Raw genomic sequence first — 18,607 nt, 5'->3', positions numbered from 1 at the left:
ACTACACAAATGCGCGTGGGCCAAAGATTGCCGAACCGATTCTGACCATTGTTGAACCTTCGGCAATCGCCCACGCAAAATCACCAGACATTCCCATCGAAAGCTCTAATTTTACAGAGCTTCCATCATAATCTTGCACGAGTTGTTTACTCACACAATCTCTAATTTCTCGCAATTTTGCGAAACCGCTTCTCACTATTGTTTCATCATCCACGCGCGCTCCAAGCGTCATAAATCCGTGCAAATTAAGTGCCGGAAGACTAGATATAGCGAACGCTTCGTCAATCGCGCGTTCTGGCGCGCACCCCGATTTCGTAGCTTCTCCCGAAACGTTCACTTCCAACATAACGTCTACACAAAGTCCCAAATTTTGCGCGCGAGCAGATATCTTTTGCGCAAGTTCAATGCCGTCAACCGACTGAATACCATTTGCAAGTGGTAAAACTTTGTTTATTTTATTGCTTTGCAGTTGACCGATTAAGTAGAGCGGAATTTCGCCGTTTACACCAACGCTTAAACCTTCTCTAGCAGCTTCCGCGCGTAAAATTTCGGCTTTTGCAACGATTTCTTGTGGGCGATTTTCCCCAATTACTCTCACCCCAGCTTTAAGCGCTGCCATAATTTCGCCAACATCTCGCGTTTTAGTTGCGGCAAGTAGCGTAACCGACTCAGCTTTGCGACCATAATGCGATTCGGCTTGAGCAATGGCGTCTTGCACGCTGTGCACGCCGTCGGCAATTTGACGCGCACGAACACAATCAACCTCAGTATTCGCTAAATCTTTTTGCGCCATATATGCCATTTATTGCCCCAATCTATCAATCTAAATACATAGTTTAGTCGAGGAAGGGCACGGATTTGTCGGCTAGGTTTGCGCGAACAGAACCCCACGGCGTGTCAAGGCTTTTAAATAACGCAAGCGCATCGTCGGCACTCATATCTACAGGCTGATTTTGACCAAGCTTTTTGTATCCCAAAAGATACATGCAATAGCCAATCATGCGCTCGGCACTCCAGCCAGATTCACGAAGAGCACCGACGTCTAGCGAGTGCTTACTTTTTGCAAGTCGCTCGCCTTGTGCGTTATCAATCAGCGGTAAATGCGCAAATTGCGGACGCACATAGTGCACGCCATAAGCCGCAAAAAATCCCGATTTTTCAAGCAGCTCACCAATCCAAATTTGAAGCGCTGCCGAACGAAGCAAATCGCGGCCGCGCACAATATCATTTACTCCGCTCAAAACATCGTCAACAACAACCGCAAGCTGATAAGAAAAAACGCCATCCGCGCGGCGAATCACCATATCTCCCAAATCGCGATTAATGTTAAACGATTGCGCGCCAAAAATCGCGTCTTCAAAACTCACATTTGCTTGCAGCGAATCAGCAGACGGCACTGCAAGTCGCAAAGAATGTTGCTGGTTATTTTGCAAACGCCTTTCGATTTGCGCCAAGCCTTCCGCAGTTTTGCACAGATTTCTGCACGTACCCGGGTAGCGTATAAAACCGTCGCCTTCTTGCGGAGCTGCGATTGCACGAATATCGGAACGCGAGCAAAAACACGGGTAAATCAACGAATTTCCGTCAGCATCTTGCAAAGATTCTAACGCATCAAGAGCTTCTTGGTAGATTGCAGTGCGCTTATGCTGATAAGTAGGCTCACCAACCCAATCAAGACCAGCCCACTTCAAATCGTCAATAACTCGCGCGCTAGCATCTTTCGGCATTCGCGCAATATCAAGATCTTCCAAACGCAAAAGCATGTGGCCACCCTGCGATTTTGCAGAAAGCCACGCAGCCAACATTGCTACCATGTTTCCAATATGCATACGCCCGGAAGGAGTCGGCGCAAAACGACCAATTGCAATAGTTGACTTCGAAAACATGATTTCGTCTTTCTTAAAATCTTTCTTAAAATCTTTCTTAAAATCTTTCTTAAAATCTTTCTTAAAATCTTTTCCAATATTTTTCTTAATAAGCACAAGCTTGCAAAGCATAAGCTTGCAAAATAAAAAACGCGTAACGCATTCATACTAGCATTACGCGCTTCTTACAATCGCAATAAACCGCAATCAATCACAGTTAAAAGCAAATGTTTTATGCAAATAACGACTTATACATAACCACACCCAAGATTGCGCCGGCAATAGGAGCAATAACTGGAATCCACGCTTCACCCCAGCGAGAAGATCCCTTGTGCGGAATTGGCAAAATTGCGTGAAGCAAACGCGGCATAAGATCACGAGCAGGATTCAAAGCAGGACCAGTTGGACCACCCATAGAAGTCACCAAGCCCCAAACAACGAAGCCAACGACGATTGAAGCGCCAGCCAAATTCTTCTCACCCCAAGGAGAAGTAAGGCAGCAAAGTGCAGCTAAAACAAGCACAAGCGTGCCGAAGAACTCGTTAAGGAAGTAGTTAATTTTGTTGTTATACGCATCCGTAGTGCAGAAAGTGCCAAGAATTGCTTCTGACTCCTCAGTTTCGTTGTAATGCGGCAAATAAGTTACGTACACAATAAGCTGACCAACCAGCGCGCCTAAAAGCTGAGCTACAATATAAGGCGCAACGTTAGCCCACGGGAACATGCCGTTTACAGCTTGCGCAATTGTCATAGCAGGATTGATATGCGCACCTGAGATTCCGCCAAACATGAGCACTGGGAACATCACGCCAAAACCGTAGCCCATAGCAATATTTAGCCAGCCAGCATGGTGTCCTTTAGTATTTTTTAATTCAACGTTTGCTACAGCACCGTTTCCGAAAATCATGAGAATAGCAGTGCCAATAAATTCTGCAGCCAACATTGCCATAAACGAATGTTGCATGGTCCTTCGATCCTTCTTACTTGTTTCAAACTCCACACACGTAATCACGCGTATAAATAACGACTCGTCGCTTAACAATCGTCCAACAACTCGCAATTGCGATTAGCACAGCATGGAACACAATATATTCTCATTTTCAAAGAAGCTAAGAAAATGAATTCCAACATTTATTCTTTGATAGTTTCCCTTATACGCGCGACAGTCTGCGTAAATAGTAAAATCGCCCTCACACCAAAAGAGGCCCGCCACCTTGGCGAGCCTCTTATCTACAAAAACAATATCTGCGGTTTCATCTTCACAACATCCTCGTTGCAACGGTTAAAGTCTTAAATATCCCGTCCAACGTCCACGGATTTCATATCCATACACTTTTGTGGGTTACCGCTATCTCTTTTTTGTTTTTGTAATTATTATTATCATCGTTTTTTGCCTAATAGTAAAGAGCAAATTAGCCTTTGTTAACATATTGTCACTACTGTTCAATTGCACACGAAAAATCGCAACTCTTGCGGCATTTTGTGAACATGCAAAGGTTATCATGTTAAATTACGTTCGCATGAGACACACTCCGGCGTGTCGCAAGATATTTTTAGAGCGCAAAGCAAGCAATAAAATCGACACTCAGTCGCGCACTTCCCTTGCAACGCATACAATTACAGAATATGGTACAAATTTTTGACGCTCCCTCAAAGGCGATACTGCGCGGTCAAATTGCCGAACACATCGCCGAAGATGAAAAGGCAGAAAAGCGTGAAGCTCGTGAGGGTGAGCTACCGTTGCCAAAAGATCGTTTCTTCGACCGAGAATTAAGCTGGTTGAAGTTCAATCGTCGCGTGCTCGAGTTGGCTCAGAATACAGATTTGCCACTTCTTGAACGCGCTAATTTTGCTGCTATCTTTGCGTCAAATCTCGACGAATTCTTTATGGTTCGAGTTGCAGGATTAAAGCGCAGAATAGATTCTGGAATAGCAGTAACTGCAGCATCCGGCTTAAGCCCTCGTCAGCAATTGCGCGCTATTAGTGAAGTAACTCACCGCCGTCAAGATGAGCACGCTCACTATGTTATTGAGCACATTCTTCCTGAGCTTGCCAAACAGCGCATTGTGTTGCTCAGCTGGGATAAGCTTACAGAATCAGAAAAAGCACGTTTGTCTGATTACTACAAAAAGCAAGTATTCCCTGTTCTTACGCCTCTTGCAGTGGATCCTGCTCACCCATTCCCATACATTTCCGGCAAGTCTATTAACTTGGCTGTTATCGTCGAAAATCCAAATTCTGGAAAGTCGCATTTTGCGCGCGTAAAAATTCCAGATAATTTGAATCGCCTTGTACCAGTTGACGATTTAACAGACGAAGAAGGTCGCGAAGAGCGCTACGGCTTCATCACTATGGAAAAGCTGATTGCAGCACACTTGGAATCACTTTTCCCAGGAATGATTATTAAGGAAGCTCGCTCTTTCCGCGTTACGCGTAACGAAGATATTGACGTTGAGGAAGACGATGCAGAAAACTTGCTTAACGCTATGGAGAAGGAACTTCTTCGCCGCCGCTTTGGACCGCCAATTCGTTTGGAAATTTCTAACGAGGCCAGCCCATTCCTTTCTCAGCTTCTTGCAAATCAACTTCGCGTAAGCCCTGAGGAAGTCTATCGCTTGCCTTCGCCGCTTGATATGACGGTATTGTTTGAATTGCAGGCGCTTGACCGCCCAGATTTGAAGTATCGTCCGTTTATTCCTACTACGAACCGTCAGATTGCGGAAGTTGAAACTAGCCACGCTCAAGATATTTTCGCTTCTATTCGCGAGCATGACATTTTGCTGCATCATCCTTACGATTCGTTCTCTACTTCTGTACAGGCATTCCTCGCGCAGGCTGCTGCAGATCCAAAAGTGCTTGCAATTAAGCAAACTTTGTATCGAACGTCTAGCAATTCGCCAATTATTGACGCTCTTGTTGACGCAGCTCACGCTGGCAAACAGGTACTTGCGCTGGTTGAGATTAAGGCACGATTTGACGAAGACGCAAATATTGCTTGGGCTCGTAAGCTTGAGCGCGCAGGCGTTCACGTTGTGTACGGCATTGTTGGTTTGAAGACTCACTGCAAGCTTTCACTCGTGGTACGCCAAGAAGCAGAAGGGTTGCGTCGCTACTGCCACGTTGGCACAGGTAATTACAATCCTAAGACTGCTCGCCTTTACACTGATTTGGGGTTGCTTACTTGCGATCCTGTAGTCGGACAGGATTTGACTCGCTTGTTTAACCAGCTTTCCGGTTATGCCCCAAAGTCAAGCTTCCATCGCTTACTTGTAGCTCCACGAACCGTTCGCACTGGCATTATTCAGCGTATTCGCCGCGAGGAAGCCGCAGCTCTTGCTGGCAAGGAAGCGTGGATTAAGATTAAGGTCAATTCCGTAGTTGATGAGCAAACTATCGACGCTTTATACCGTGCTTCTCAAGCTGGCGTGAAGATTGATATTGTTGAGCGTGGAATTTGCTCACTGAAGCCTGGCATTGAGGGATTGAGTGAGAATATTCGCGTTCGTTCTATTCTTGGTCGATTCCTTGAGCACAGCCGTATTTACGCGTTCGCTAATTCTTGTGGCCCGCAGATTGGTGACGGTCCTGCAAGTGGTCCAGAAGTGTGGATTGGCTCGGCTGATTTAATGCACCGCAATCTTGATCGTCGAGTTGAAACCCTAGTTCGCATTACTGCGCCTGATCAAGTTGAAGCATTAATTCAGTATATTGATTTGCAAATGGCTGATTCAACTGTTTCGTGGTGGATGGATGGCGACGGCACGTATACCTTGCATTCTCGTGATAAGGAAGGCCGTCCGCTCGTTGACAGCCAGGCTTACTTGATTCATACTCACACGCGCAAGCCTCGCGGCGCGAATTAATCGCAAATAACTAATAAACAATAAGCAAGAGCCAGATTCAGTAACATGTTTCTGGCTCTTGTTGTGTTTATTAACCCTTTATAATCTGGCTAAATCTCAAGTATTCCCGGCAATAGCCGAAATTTCTACAGCACCATTTGCCAGTTTTAGGAAGTTTTTTACGCCATAATTTGCCAGTTTTAGGAATTTTGGGTTATATAACAAAATATCTGACTTACTCAGCACATCTGTATCACAGTCATAACTTGTGGTATCACAGTCGCGGAAGCCAGAATGACTGTCATAGATCTACGCATCTCGGTCAAAATACATAAGATCACTGTCAAAATATAGCCAATCACGTTCAAAATCAAAAAATGACAGTCATGTATACGAAAATCACTGTTACGAACGAGAAAAATGACTGTAACAACACTTATATCACAGTCATGACTGTGATAAACGTAAGCAGCGCAAATATACAAAAATCAGCAACTAAATTGATTCTAACCAAATGAGCAAATAATCGAATTGCAATAAATAACCAAGCACAACTAAAAATTGCGAAAGAAAACCGCTAAAATAGTGAATATGAGTGCAGTAACGACGCAATACGTTGAAGCAGCTGGCGGAATTATTTATCGCAAGCGCAATACTACAAACAGCTCAAATGCAGATGAAGAGACAAAAACAGGCAGCAATGCAATAAATCCAAACCATGCGAATAAGCCAATCAGCGCAATAAAGTCTAGCGACGACGATTTTGAGCTTTGCCTAGTCTACCGTCCTAAATATGACGATTGGAGCTGGCCAAAAGGAAAGAATGAGCCAAACGAATCGCATCGCCACACAGCCGTGCGCGAAGTTGGAGAAGAAACAGGATATTCAGTCACACTAGGCCCACACATTGCCAAAATAGAGTATCCGCTTGAGCGCGAAGGCAAAAAATCTTCCAAGAACAGCTCATCAAATAGCAGCCAAAATCGCAATTCTCAGCCGGAAGTAATAAAGCGAATCCACTACTGGATGATGCGCTTAATCGACAAGCCAACTGCAGCAAAGCGTCTCCCTGCTTTCGGACCAATTAAGCCAGCAAAACCTACTGAAATTGGCAATGTTTTATGGCTTACTCCTTCTCAAGCGCGAAAAAAGCTTACGCACGATAGCGACCGTGAAGTGCTAGACGCTTTCTTAGAAAAGCTCCACGCAGGTAAAGCAGAATACAGCACGTTGCTTCTAGTGCGTCACGGAAAAGCTGAGTCTCGAAAAACTTGGCAAGGAAGCGAAGCGACTCGACCAATCACACCTCTTGGAGCAGCCGCATCATACGCTCTAGGACGCGAGCTTGCCTGCTACGCGCCGAATAAAATCATATCGTCACCTTGGAAACGTTGCGTTGAAACGGTTGCGGCTTTTGCGCACGACTCTTCACTTCAAATAGAACAGGTTGCGGAACTTACTGAAGACCATCACGAGAAACAACCAAAATCTACATTGTCTGTGCTTATAAACGAAATACAAAATCTTGAGTGCAACGCACAAAATACAAGTAAAACTAGCAATGTAAGCACAGCCAACAGCGCAATCGCATCCAACAACGCAACCGTCATGTGCTTGCACCGCCCAGTGATTGGCACTTTCTTCGATTATTTGCGCGAAATAACAAAACCTAGAGCACACAAGCGCATACTCAGCCAAAAATCTCCATACATGCCTACAGGAAGCGCAATAGTTTTGCACATAATTAGTACTCCTAAGGGTGCTCGCATTATTGATATTGAAAAGGTTCTGCCAAGTGTCTACTAGTTTAAATTCTCAATCGAGTTCTATTCATTCAAGCAGATCTGCTTTTATGCCAAGCCCTACAGGAGCTTCACGCCCAAGCCGACCTGCACAAATGGATCCTGCAATGCTCGCGCAGATTGAAGGCGGCACGGATCCGCAGGTTGTAAACGAAATTAGCCACACTTCCGCTGCAGTTTTGCTTAACCGCGTTCATAAAACGCAGTCGCCGGAAATCGTTGAACGCGTGCTGAATTTAGTTGAAAATGAAGGCATTGAAGTTATTGCAGATTTGTGGAGTCACGCGGAGGCTGAGTCTCTTCCTGGAATGTTGTGGCGACTGTACTTACTGCGCATGTCTCTACGAAAGCAGCGCGAAGCTTACGCCGAGTACTGGAGTCTTGGCGAGCCTGAAACAACAAGCGCTTCGGCTATTACAGGAATTGACGACGCTCCTACCGGAGAAGATATTGCGCAACTTGCAGACTCTATTCTTTCTGGTGCTTTTACAGGCGATTTTGCCGTAGCTCTTTACCGCGCTTCAGCTTTTACTTCGATTATTGCGCGCGGAATGCGAGTTTACGCAAAAAAGTTAGATGAGCAAGCAAATACAATGCACACGCAGAAAATTGCAAAAGTTTTGCATATCTCCGCAAATATGCACGCACTTTCGTTATCTTTTGCTCATGGAGCGAAATTATGGCGCGCAGGAAAGTTGGAATAAATTATTTGCGATTAAAATTGTGCGGCGCGTGAAAATAGAAAACAAGGTATACTCAAAATGATGCTGGCTTGTGTTTAAGCCCCGGGCTCCATTTTTTGCCGCTGCGAGCGGCGTTTGCGCCGACAGGCGCTTTCGCAAGTCAGTATCGTTTCTGCTCTGAATCTCGAATTTTAGATTTTATATTTTAGATTTTAGATTTTGCTAGCTAATTTTAGATAAAATATATTTTTACTCACATTTGTTTATATTTTGCGCAAAAATAACGGCACGCCGATAGCTTAACATGCCATGCTTGCATTACCCTAGAAGGTATGGATCTTCATGTTTTACATCATCCGCTGGTGGACCACAAGCTCACCGTTTTGCGTGATAAGAATACACCTTCTAATATTTTCCGCGAGTTGGTTTCCGAATTGGTAACCCTCGAAGCATACGAAGCAACCCGCAATTTGGAAGTTAGCGATCGCGAGATTGAAACTCCTATTTGCAAGATGACTGGCAAGCATTTGAACCGCCCACGCCCAATGGTTGTGCCGGTTTTGCGCGCTGGTCTTGGCATGCTCGACGGCATGACTCGCCTTCTTCCAACCGCTGAGGTTGGATTCCTTGGCATGAAGCGCGACGAGCAGACGCTCGATATCATCACTTATGCCAACCGTTTGCCAGAAGATTTGACCGGTCGTCAATGCTTCCTTCTTGACCCAATGCTTGCCACTGGTGGTACTCTTATTGCCGCTACGCACTATTTGGCTGAGCGCGGCGCTAAGGATGTTACTGCTATTAACATTTTGGCAGCCCCAGAAGGCTTAGAGCGCTTGGAGAAGGAACTTGATCCTTCCATTGATTTTAAGGTTGTTGTTTGCGCTGTTGACGAGCATTTGAACGACAAATCTTATATCGTTCCAGGTCTTGGCGACGCTGGCGATCGCTTGTATGGTTTGATTGACTAATACACTCACCAAATCAAGCGAAAGCTAGAATATAAAAGCTAAAATCAAAACTACAAAAAGCCTGCTGATTTGCAACACTTTGCAACTTCAGCAGGCTTTTGTGTTTAGCGTTAACAAATTTTAGCGCAGATAAATCTCTTACCGAGGACGAGTTACGGCCACTTCGCGAGCGCGCTCTGCTAATTCGTCTAGTTTCGCAAGCTCCGCGCGTTGAGCATCAGTTTGCTTTGGCGAAAATTCGCCGTAACGATTTTGCGCAGCAGTACGGATTAAAAAGTCAGCCAGACGCGGATTTTTCGGCAAAACTGAGCCGTGCATATACGTTCCAATAACATTGTATTTGCGCGCTCCTTCCGTGTGATCCTTGCCATTATTACCGCAATTTTCACTATCAACCGAGCCAAGTGGATGAGTATCACCCTCCAAGCTTGTGCGCCCAGAATGATTCTCGTAGCCCACAATATCGCCAAAATCGTCGCTATGTTCCACAAGATTTCCAATCATGCGCACATCTTGACCAACCGTATGCTCGCCAAGTATTCCAATTCCTTTAAGCTTTTGACCTTCAACGGTTTCAAAATACTTTCCAAAAAGCTGGTAAAGCCCACAAATCATAAGCATTGGAACGCCATCTTTTGCAAGCCCACGAATCGCGTCTGCTCGCGCAAATAAATCTTCAGTGACTCTGCTTTGACCATGATCTTGACCGCCGCCGCCAAGAATCATATCCACGTGTTCTGGCCATAAATCGCCAACATTGTACTCGTGTAGCACAGGCTCGTAGCCATACAATTCCGCTCGGCGCATAATCGTAAGCACATTCCCGTAGTCCCCGTAAATATTCATGTCTTTCGGGTACAACGACACAATATCTAGCACGCGATTTTCTTCACAAGTAGCATTTGCTTTACTAATATCACTGGAACCATTCATGACAATTACTTCCCAACTCCAACGTCTTTAACTTCTGCAAGTTGTGCTAAAGCAGCGCGCACGCGAAGCATAGCAGTATACGTGCAATATATGCGCTTAGCATTTTTAGTATTGCCACTAAAATCGCCATTTACAAAAGCTTTAGCATCTTCTTCCAAATCCGTATTCACATTGCGAGCCTCAACCTTATCGTATTGCAACCGCAAAGCCATATCCCATGCGCGAGTGCCCGAAACACACGCAACTCCAGTGCCACTAAAGCTTGCAAAATCAACGTCCCACAGCCAGCTCATATCTCTACCGTCAGCGTATTCGTCACAAATTGCAATCATGGTATCGTGATTTTGCGGATGGTCCGAAGCAATCGCAAGTCTAAAACCAATAGGATTCTTCACTAAAACAAGCTCAACAGGAGCGCCATTAACTTCAATTACTTCTCCTCTACCAAAAGCAGGAGTTACGTGCGAAATCGCTTCCATAAGCGCGTCGTCGTCGAATTTTTGCAGCGTAGAATTTTGTTTTTTAGCGTCCGCCAAGATAGCGCGAACTACTGTTGCTGCTGCAGCAGCGTTGAAAATGTTGTAAGCGCCGTCGAGTTTTACAGATGTGGTTTTACTCTTGCCATCAAGTATAAACTCGGCCTCATGGTCTCCGACTTTTGAAAGCACAACGTCTGCTTTAGGAAGATTGTTAGCCTTGCTTTCTGCAGTATCTTCGCAATTTTCGCTTTTTTCGGCAGTATTGTGCAAATCATCATCCGTTGGGAACATGCTTTTTACTGCGTCATCCAAACCAAAATACCGCACACAAGTCCCGGAAGGAACAACTTTTGCAAGCCCGCAAATACGTGGATCTTCGCGATTTAGCACTACTGTTCCTTCAGTTGCAGCAGCTACGTTGCTTAATAGTTTTGCAGTTGTATCAATTTCGCCGAATCGGTCGAGCTGATCTCGCATAACGTTTAGCAATAAAGAGTAGCGAGGCTTGATTTGATTTACAAAATGCACTGCGTACGCTTCGTCGAGCTCTAAAACTGCAATATCCGCATTTAGTTTTGTGCCAAAAGCAGGCATTGTTTTAGCAAGAGCCGCAACTACTCCTCTAGTAAAGTTTGAACCGGTTGGATTAGTAAATACATTAAGCCCTGCGTCGCGCAGCATAGAAGTTACCATACGCGTTGTGGTAGTTTTGCCATTAGTTCCGGAAATAAGAACTATTCCGTACGGCAATGATGCAAGAGTGCGCGCTAGAAAGCCAGAATCGAGGCTTTCAATAACTTTACCCGGCAATGCGCTTCCGCCATGATGTAGCACCCTAGAAAGAGCGCAAACAAGTTTACCAACAGCAGGCATTGCAAAACTGTACCAATGCTTATGCAAATTTCGGCGCAACTTTTTATGCGATTTATGGTCGCGGCTTGACATACTAAATCACACCCCTTATTGCTGGTAGTCTTGCGGCATATCCATGAACTTGGAAGTTGCACCCAAGAAGGCAAGATTAAACGTGTCAGTAGGGCCGTTACGATGCTTTGCCATAATGATATCGGCTTCGCCTGGGCGATCTTCCTTATTGTAAAAATCAGGGCGATGCACAAGGAACACCACGTCAGCATCCTGCTCAATAGAACCAGATTCGCGCAAATCTGAAAGCTGTGGCTTCTTGTCGTTTCGCATTTCCGGTCCGCGGTTAAGCTGGCTCAAAGCCACAACTGGCACTTCAAGCTCTTTAGCAAGAAGCTTCAGCGCACGCGAGAATTCTGAAACTTCCTGCTGACGACTTTCCACGCGCTTGCCGGAACTCATCAGCTGAAGGTAATCAATAACTACCAGTTTCAGATCATTAGTTTGCTTCAAACGACGGCATTTTGCGCGAATTTCCATCAAGCTCATATTTGGACTGTCATCAATAAAAAGCGGAGCGTTTTGCATTTTTGTCCAAAAAGTATTAAGAGTATTCCAACGATCTGGAGTAATATCTTCCGCTCTTCGCATAGCAGCAAGCGGAATATTAGTTTCTGCAGCAATAATGCGCTGAGCCAATTCCACTTTGCTCATTTCTAGAGAGAATACAATAGACGTCATATTGTGGTGTAGCGCCGCCGAGCGCGCAAAATCAATACCAAGTGTTGACTTACCCATAGCTGGACGACCAGCAACAACAATCATTTGGCCAGGTTGCAAACCTTGAGTAACTTCGTCAATATCTCTAAATCCAGTCGGTACACCTTGTTCAAGTTCGTGATTTTGCATTTTATCTAGCTGATCAAGTGTATTTTGCAAAACTGGGCCAATAGCAACGTAATCTTGACGCACTTTGCCGGCACTCATCTCATACACTTCTGATTGCGCAAGATTTACAATATCTTCTGCTTGCGCTCCGGAAGCAGAATAGCCCATTTGCGCAATTTTTGTGCCAGCAGTAATAACGTTACGAAGAACAGCATTTTGGTGCACAATATCTGCGTAGTACATTGCGTTTGCGGCTGTTGGCACAGAAGCTACTAGGCTGTGCAAATAGTCAGCTCCGCCAACTTTATCGAGATTTCCATCTTTCATTAATTCGTTAGCTACAAGCACAACATCAACAGGCTGGGATCCTGCAAAAAGCGTAAGAATAGCATCATAAATTGTTTGGTGCTGCGGTAAATAAAAATCTGATGTTTCAAGCAATTGAGACACTTCGCCAATAGCATCTTTGCTCATAAGCATTCCGCCAAGCACAGCCATTTCTGCATCAACATCGTGAGGAGGCACACGATCAAACAACGTAGCACCTACTTCAGCACCACGATTTGCAACGCCAGAACCATATGCAGAGGCGTCACCATTGCCACCACGATTGCTCCCTGCGCGGATAACATTGCCTTTAGTAGATTGCCACATATCATTATCTGCCATAAAAACGAGTATAAACGCGCGCACGTATTATGAAAAAACGTAAATGCATTAACACAAAACTTTATTTACATTTTTAGCGCAGAATCCATCCACGTATCATTTCTTATGCGCAAACTATTGCCTATTGCACGCCCCCCAATATAAACAGCATTTAAAACAACCCATAAAGTAATAGTTCTTACCACGTCATTAGCATCGACGACGACATCAAAAACGCTTGTGAGCGCCAAAAATGTTAAATACACAGCAGCCATTACTGAGCAAGCTTTTGCTAAGTAACGGTGATCACCTGCGCCAATTAATACGCCATCTAGTGCCCACATCCATCCAGCAAGAGGCAAGAACAATCCTAATATTGTCATGCCTACAGAAATTAAAAACTGAATATCTGTATGCTGACTAAATAGTGGCGCGCAACTCCAACCCACGAAAATCATGAATAAACCGACTCCTACGCTGCTTACAGCTCCCACTTGAGCACAAATACGCGTAATCATTCCTGCGCGCTTACGACAGCCTGCACCTAGCGCTGCAGCAACAATAGTCTGCGCAGCAATACCAATTGCATCCAAAATATTCATAACAAAATTCCAACAGGAATTAGCAACCTGATACGCAGCGAGAGTATTGGTGCCGAGATGGGTCGCAGTAACAACCGTAGCTACCATGCACACGCGCAATGCAAGTGTACGAACAAACAAAGGCATACCAGTTCCAGCAGAATGTAGAATATGCTGGAAATGTGGTTTGAGACGCGCACCACTTTGAGTAGCCCAAATAATTGCAGGAATAGTGAGAACAAGTCCCATATACCATTGCGCAATCATTGTTGCAATACCAGAACCAGCAATTCCCATGTTGAGACCAAATACTGCGATTATATCGAGAATAGTATTTAGAACAGCTCCACTTACAGCAGCAAATAATGTTATGCGCACGTTGCAAAGACCGCGAAATATGCCATTTGCTGCATATACGAGTAGCATCGCAGGCAATCCAGGCATAACCATTTGTGTGTACACAATAGCATTTTGCAACGTAGAGCCACGCGCGCCTATTGCGTAGCATAACGGTTCAGCGGCAAAAATAAGTATGACTGTAAGAATTATGCCAAGCAATAATGCAAGCCACAATCCATCCATTCCAATGCTAAAACCTTCTTGACGCTTACCTGCGCCTAAAAGACGCGCAACCTGTGAAGTTGTGTTGTAAGCCAAAAATAAGCAAAGACCTGTAGTAGTAAGAAGTACCGTTGATCCAATAGAAAGACCCGCTAGAGCACTTTTGCCAATATGACCAATAATAGCAGTGTCAATGAGTACAAATGCCGGCTCAGATATGAGCTGTCCAAAAGTCGGTACAGCTAGTAGCCAAATATTGCGCAGTACGTCTTTTTTGTTCTGGTTGTCCAACTTTTGATTTGTCATAATGCTTCATTCTACTGCTACTTTGTCACGCTTGCATAAAAGAAAATTGCAATATGCTAACAAATTTTATGCAAAAGCAATTGCGAGTGAAGTAACACAAATATGCGTAAATCGCAAATAAAAATATTATTTTAAAAAGTTATCCGCAGGATATCCACAATGTTATCCCCACTATGTGGATAAATTTGTGTGATATCCACGTAGACACGCCTAAAATGTGGATAACTTATCTTTTTTATCCACATCAAGCAATTCGTGCGTGTCATATGAATAACTTATTCACTAAAAATAACTTATTAATTGAAAACTTGATTTTAAATTAGCAAAAATAGCAAAACCGCATATCTTAGATAAGACATGCGGTTTATACCAACATAATTCGAACTTGCTGCTAAATCATAACGCTTACGCACATGCGTCTATTCTTTAGCACTATTATTTCGTTTTTCTGTTTTTTTATTCTTTTGCGATGATTCATCTTTTTTTACAGTTTCAAACTCTTCTTCAGAAGAAGACTCTTTTTGCTCAACTTCAGATTTAGAATCAACCTCAGAATCGCCTTGCTCAGGATTTGCCTCAGATTGATTAACCATAAAATCAGATTGTTCAACCTCGTTTTCACCCATATCAATATCAACAGAAGTAAGAACAGCCATTTGAGTTTTATTTGCATCATCATCTGCAACAGCAACTACAGCGCCATCATGACTTTGTGCAATAGAAGAAAAATCGTAAGCACGCTCTCCTTGATCAACCAAATCAACGCCCTTACGTTCCTTAGCTTCCGAAATACGCCATCCAAAAAGCTTTTCAAGAACAAAAGCTAATACTGCAGTTACAGCACCTGCATAAAGCACCGTAATCCCAATTAAGCACAGTTGTGCAACTAACTGATGCCAATCACCAACAGCAAGTAATCCAGAACCATCAGCAAATAAGCCTACTGCAAGCACACCAATAAGCGCAGCAACACCATTCACGCTAACTACATGCAAGGCACCATCGTAGCGCACAAAAGTACGAGAGTGAGTCACTAGAGAAGTAATAACACCAGAAAGAACACCCAAAACTAAAGCCCACAATGGAGCAATAACATCCGCGGCTGCAGCACTTGCAGCCAATCCAGCCATAACACCAGACGCAGCTCCCAAAGCAGTAAAGCATCCAGAGTGTAAACGTTCAGTCACACCCCAGGCAAGCATTGAAGCAGAAGCAGTTATTGTGGAACTCACCCAAGCATAACCTGCAACTCCAGGAACGCCTGCAGAAGAACCAATCATTAACCCAAGCCAACCGAACCAAATCAAGAAAACGCCAAGCATAACGAAAGGAACATTATGCGGATGGCGAGCAGCAACACCATTTTCAACGGCCGACTGCGTTGCAGTGGATTCAGCAGCAACCTCAGTCACTGTAGCAACTGGAGAGACAACAGTCTCACTAGCAGCATTTTTAGCATGCTCAACATCAGCCCACAATGCGCGCGATAAACGACTTTTAGGATTACGCGAATTAGTAGCTCCAGAATTAGCATTGCCACTCGTATGCGCAACATTCTTAATATGCAAAACAAAACGCTTAAGAGGGAAGTGAGCATGTCCGCCAATAATCATAACAATTGCAAAAGCCGAAACAGCCGCAGCAATATGCAATATAGAGCCACCCGCGAAGTCATGCACTGAAATACCTAACGCCTGTGAAATAGCACCATTAGGCGAAAGCAATCCACCACCGCACACCATATGTGCTAATGGAGCGAATACTAAAGTAATCCACACAGCTACGAAAATAAGCCAAATAGCGTAACGCACTCGACCGGCTAGAGCTCCAGTAATAAGCGCTACTGCAACAACAGCACATGCTAAACGAAAAGCTGCAGGAATGCCGCCAGATAATCCGGAATTTGCGTCCATAGACGTAAACACACCATGATCTGCCACCATCGAATCACGGAATAGCAAACCACTCAATGGATCACCTATAACACCACCAGCCATATCTTTGCCAGCAAAAGCTAACGACCATCCCCACAGCGTCCAAACCAGTGTGGTTACAGCAATAGCGCCAGCTGAAAGCATCATCATATTCACCATGGAAGTAGCGCGTTCACGGCCTCCATAGAACAGGGCAATACCCGGCGTAATAATAAACACCAACGCGCCAGCCAACAATGCCCATTGCGGATCCATTGTGGTCATTTTTCACCTCAATTATTTGAAACAGCGCAACAATAACATCATTGCAGCTTAAGTATTACTTTATATAACTATTGTACCGAGAAACTCTTATAGCCAAAACTCATAAAGACTTTAGTGGAACATTAAAAACTACCACTCATGCAACTACATCAATGCTCAGCATTAAGCGAGCAAACCGTCTACGAAGCTTTGAGCATCAAACGGCACTAAATCATCTGGTCCTTCGCCAAGACCTACTAGCTTAACCGGTACACCAAGTTCACGCTGTACAGCTATAACAATTCCACCTTTAGCGGAACCATCAAGCTTAGTAAGGACTACGCCCGTAATGCCAATAGCTTCAGCAAATACTTTTGCTTGAGACATGCCATTTTGACCAGTAGTAGCATCCAATACCAGCAATACTTCATCAACAGGCATAGTTTTTTCTATAACCCTACGAATTTTGCCAAGCTCTTCCATTAAATTTGCTTTATTCTGCAAACGACCAGCAGTATCTACAATCAATAAATCAGTTTGCTCTTCTTTTGCCTTATTCGCAGCAATAAAAGCAACAGAAGCAGGATCAGCACCATCTTTATTTGCACGAACAACTGGCACGCTTACTGCAGACGCCCAAGTTTCAAGTTGATCAGCTGCAGCCGCACGAAAAGTATCTGCTGCAGCAAACATTACTGAACGTTTTTTGGCAATAAACAATCGCGCTAATTTACCAGCAGTAGTGGTTTTACCGGTGCCATTAACGCCGACCATCATAATAACGCTAGGATGATGCGCATTTGATTTATCTACATTTAAGCGTCGATCAGCGTCTTCATCTACTATTTTCAATAGTTTTGTACGCAATGCTGAATGCACATCTTCTGAATTAGAGGTACCAGCAATGCGTGCATCTTTGCGTAGATCTTCTACTAATTCTTCACTAGCTCGAGAACCAACATCGGCCATAAGAAGAGTATCTTCTACATCTTCCCAATCTTCTTCCGAAAGATGGTCCTTGCTTATGATATTAAACAATGCACGACCAAATGGATTTGCACTATGAGCCAAACGTTCGCGAAGACGTTTAATACGCGAAGAAGTACTTTCTGGCAATAATTCAGACTTTACTTCTTCATTAGGTACAACAGCGACGTTACTTTCTATCTGTTTTTCAGATTTTTTTGTTCCACGCGCTTTAGTTTTGCTTGTATCGATTGCACTATCAACGCTTTCAGGAATTACTGGTCCATGACTATTGCTGTGAATGCGCAAAATCACTGCAACTGTTACTAATAAGATGACAATAACAACAGCCGCAGCCGCAAACCAAATTAGCATGTTCATATCCATAACCATATTCATGACATCAAGACTATGAAAGTCAAGGGACACTAGCAATATATTTCACTATTTTTTCTCATCTTTGTTACACTTCAACGTCAATATGCTTAGGTACACCTGCATCTATTACACTAGTAAAAGTAGTAATAAATAGCACGAGCTATTTATTACGCAAAATTTGAATTCACAAAATCATTGAGGAGGATTTTATGTCAGATCAGCCTACCGTAAATGTATACGGTGCAGATTGGTGTGGAGATTGCAAACGTGCGAAAGCTGCGCTAATCCAGTATGGTGTGGCATTCGTTTGGCACGATATTGAAACAGAAGAGGGTGCTGAAGAAAAAGCGATTGAAATTAGCAATCAAAAGCATATTCCAGTTGTTACTTTTGCAGATAATACTTTTATGGTTGAGCCATCAGCAACACAAATAAAAGCAAAACTTGAGTCACTCGGAATACTGCAATAAATATATGTAACACGCATAAGTTAACACGATATTCACTTCGTCGATTGAATGTAGTATACTTAGCATTTGTTGCCCCTTTAGCTCAATTGGCAGAGCAGAGTCCTTTTAAGTCTTGGGTTGTGGGTTCGAGTCCCACAGGGGGCACTTTTTTATACCCAAATTTAGGGTAAGCGAGTAAACTGCAATAAAAAA

General features: G+C 44.0%; 14 protein-coding genes and 1 tRNA gene. 6 read left to right on the top strand and 9 right to left on the bottom strand.

Annotated features, from left to right (window positions below; translation table 11 throughout):
- Position 1: 1 nt before the first annotated feature.
- The 3 genes from K9E37_RS03570 to K9E37_RS03560 all read right to left on the bottom strand — a co-directional run bounded on the left by K9E37_RS03570 (position 2) and on the right by K9E37_RS03560 (position 2,829).
- A complete protein-coding gene (locus tag K9E37_RS03570) occupies positions 2-802 on the bottom strand; it encodes a YggS family pyridoxal phosphate-dependent enzyme (RefSeq protein ID WP_004110083.1) in 801 nt (266 codons plus the stop codon).
- A 34-nt stretch (positions 803-836) separates the two neighbouring features.
- Positions 837-1,886: a glutamyl-Q tRNA(Asp) synthetase gene (locus K9E37_RS03565; protein ID WP_248893600.1), complete on the bottom strand. Its 1,050-nt coding sequence runs from the start codon at positions 1,884-1,886 to the stop codon at positions 837-839.
- A 211-nt stretch (positions 1,887-2,097) separates the two neighbouring features.
- Positions 2,098-2,829, bottom strand: a complete 732-nt coding sequence (locus tag K9E37_RS03560) for an MIP/aquaporin family protein (RefSeq protein WP_012913721.1) — start codon at positions 2,827-2,829, stop codon at positions 2,098-2,100.
- Positions 2,830-3,491: 662 nt separating this feature from the next.
- Between K9E37_RS03560 and K9E37_RS03555 the strand changes: the two genes are divergently transcribed.
- From K9E37_RS03555 to upp, 4 genes are all read left to right on the top strand, one after another.
- Positions 3,492-5,729 (top strand): RNA degradosome polyphosphate kinase, encoded by a 2,238-nt coding sequence (locus K9E37_RS03555; RefSeq protein ID WP_004110091.1) that lies wholly within the window; start codon positions 3,492-3,494, stop codon positions 5,727-5,729.
- A 570-nt stretch (positions 5,730-6,299) separates the two neighbouring features.
- The gene (locus tag K9E37_RS03550) at positions 6,300-7,514 is read left to right on the top strand and encodes an NUDIX hydrolase (RefSeq protein ID WP_174182789.1); all 1,215 of its coding nucleotides are present in this window, start codon (positions 6,300-6,302) and stop codon (positions 7,512-7,514) included.
- A 46-nt stretch (positions 7,515-7,560) separates the two neighbouring features.
- Complete coding sequence (locus K9E37_RS03545) at positions 7,561-8,214, top strand: thymidine phosphorylase (RefSeq protein ID WP_102155550.1); 654 nt, start codon at positions 7,561-7,563, stop codon at positions 8,212-8,214.
- A 311-nt stretch (positions 8,215-8,525) separates the two neighbouring features.
- The gene (gene upp, locus K9E37_RS03540; RefSeq protein WP_102155552.1) at positions 8,526-9,164 is read left to right on the top strand and encodes a uracil phosphoribosyltransferase; all 639 of its coding nucleotides are present in this window, start codon (positions 8,526-8,528) and stop codon (positions 9,162-9,164) included.
- Positions 9,165-9,302: 138 nt separating this feature from the next.
- Here upp and K9E37_RS03535 read toward each other — a convergent pair whose 3' ends face one another.
- The 6 genes from K9E37_RS03535 to ftsY all read right to left on the bottom strand — a co-directional run bounded on the left by K9E37_RS03535 (position 9,303) and on the right by ftsY (position 17,966).
- On the bottom strand, positions 9,303-10,097 hold the full coding sequence (locus tag K9E37_RS03535; RefSeq protein ID WP_102155554.1) for a type 1 glutamine amidotransferase: 795 nt from the start codon (positions 10,095-10,097) through the stop codon (positions 9,303-9,305).
- 5 nt (positions 10,098-10,102) lie between these two features.
- Positions 10,103-11,521 (bottom strand): Mur ligase family protein, encoded by a 1,419-nt coding sequence (locus tag K9E37_RS03530; RefSeq protein WP_102155556.1) that lies wholly within the window; start codon positions 11,519-11,521, stop codon positions 10,103-10,105.
- Positions 11,522-11,536: 15 nt separating this feature from the next.
- Complete coding sequence (gene dnaB / locus K9E37_RS03525) at positions 11,537-12,997, bottom strand: replicative DNA helicase (protein ID WP_032835455.1); 1,461 nt, start codon at positions 12,995-12,997, stop codon at positions 11,537-11,539.
- A 65-nt stretch (positions 12,998-13,062) separates the two neighbouring features.
- Complete coding sequence (locus K9E37_RS03520; protein WP_102155557.1) at positions 13,063-14,424, bottom strand: MATE family efflux transporter; 1,362 nt, start codon at positions 14,422-14,424, stop codon at positions 13,063-13,065.
- A 419-nt stretch (positions 14,425-14,843) separates the two neighbouring features.
- Entirely contained in the window at positions 14,844-16,622 is a 1,779-nt protein-coding gene (locus K9E37_RS03515; protein WP_012913714.1) for an ammonium transporter, read from the bottom strand.
- Between the two features lie 162 nt (positions 16,623-16,784).
- On the bottom strand, positions 16,785-17,966 hold the full coding sequence (gene ftsY / locus K9E37_RS03510) for a signal recognition particle-docking protein FtsY (RefSeq protein WP_102155559.1): 1,182 nt from the start codon (positions 17,964-17,966) through the stop codon (positions 16,785-16,787).
- Between the two features lie 188 nt (positions 17,967-18,154).
- On the opposite strand from ftsY, the gene K9E37_RS03505 reads away from it, so the two are divergent.
- Together K9E37_RS03505 and K9E37_RS03500 are read left to right on the top strand one after the other, a co-directional pair.
- On the top strand, positions 18,155-18,415 hold the full coding sequence (locus tag K9E37_RS03505) for a glutaredoxin domain-containing protein (RefSeq protein WP_004110149.1): 261 nt from the start codon (positions 18,155-18,157) through the stop codon (positions 18,413-18,415).
- 71 nt (positions 18,416-18,486) lie between these two features.
- Positions 18,487-18,559, top strand: a tRNA-Lys gene (locus tag K9E37_RS03500).
- The last annotated feature ends 48 nt before the right edge of the window (positions 18,560-18,607 follow it).

Source organism: Gardnerella swidsinskii (assembly GCF_023277705.1).
Classification (GTDB): domain Bacteria; phylum Actinomycetota; class Actinomycetes; order Actinomycetales; family Bifidobacteriaceae; genus Bifidobacterium; species Bifidobacterium swidsinskii.
The sequence above is the reverse complement of the archived record's forward strand: the minus strand, read 5'-3'. Positions and strand labels throughout refer to the sequence as shown.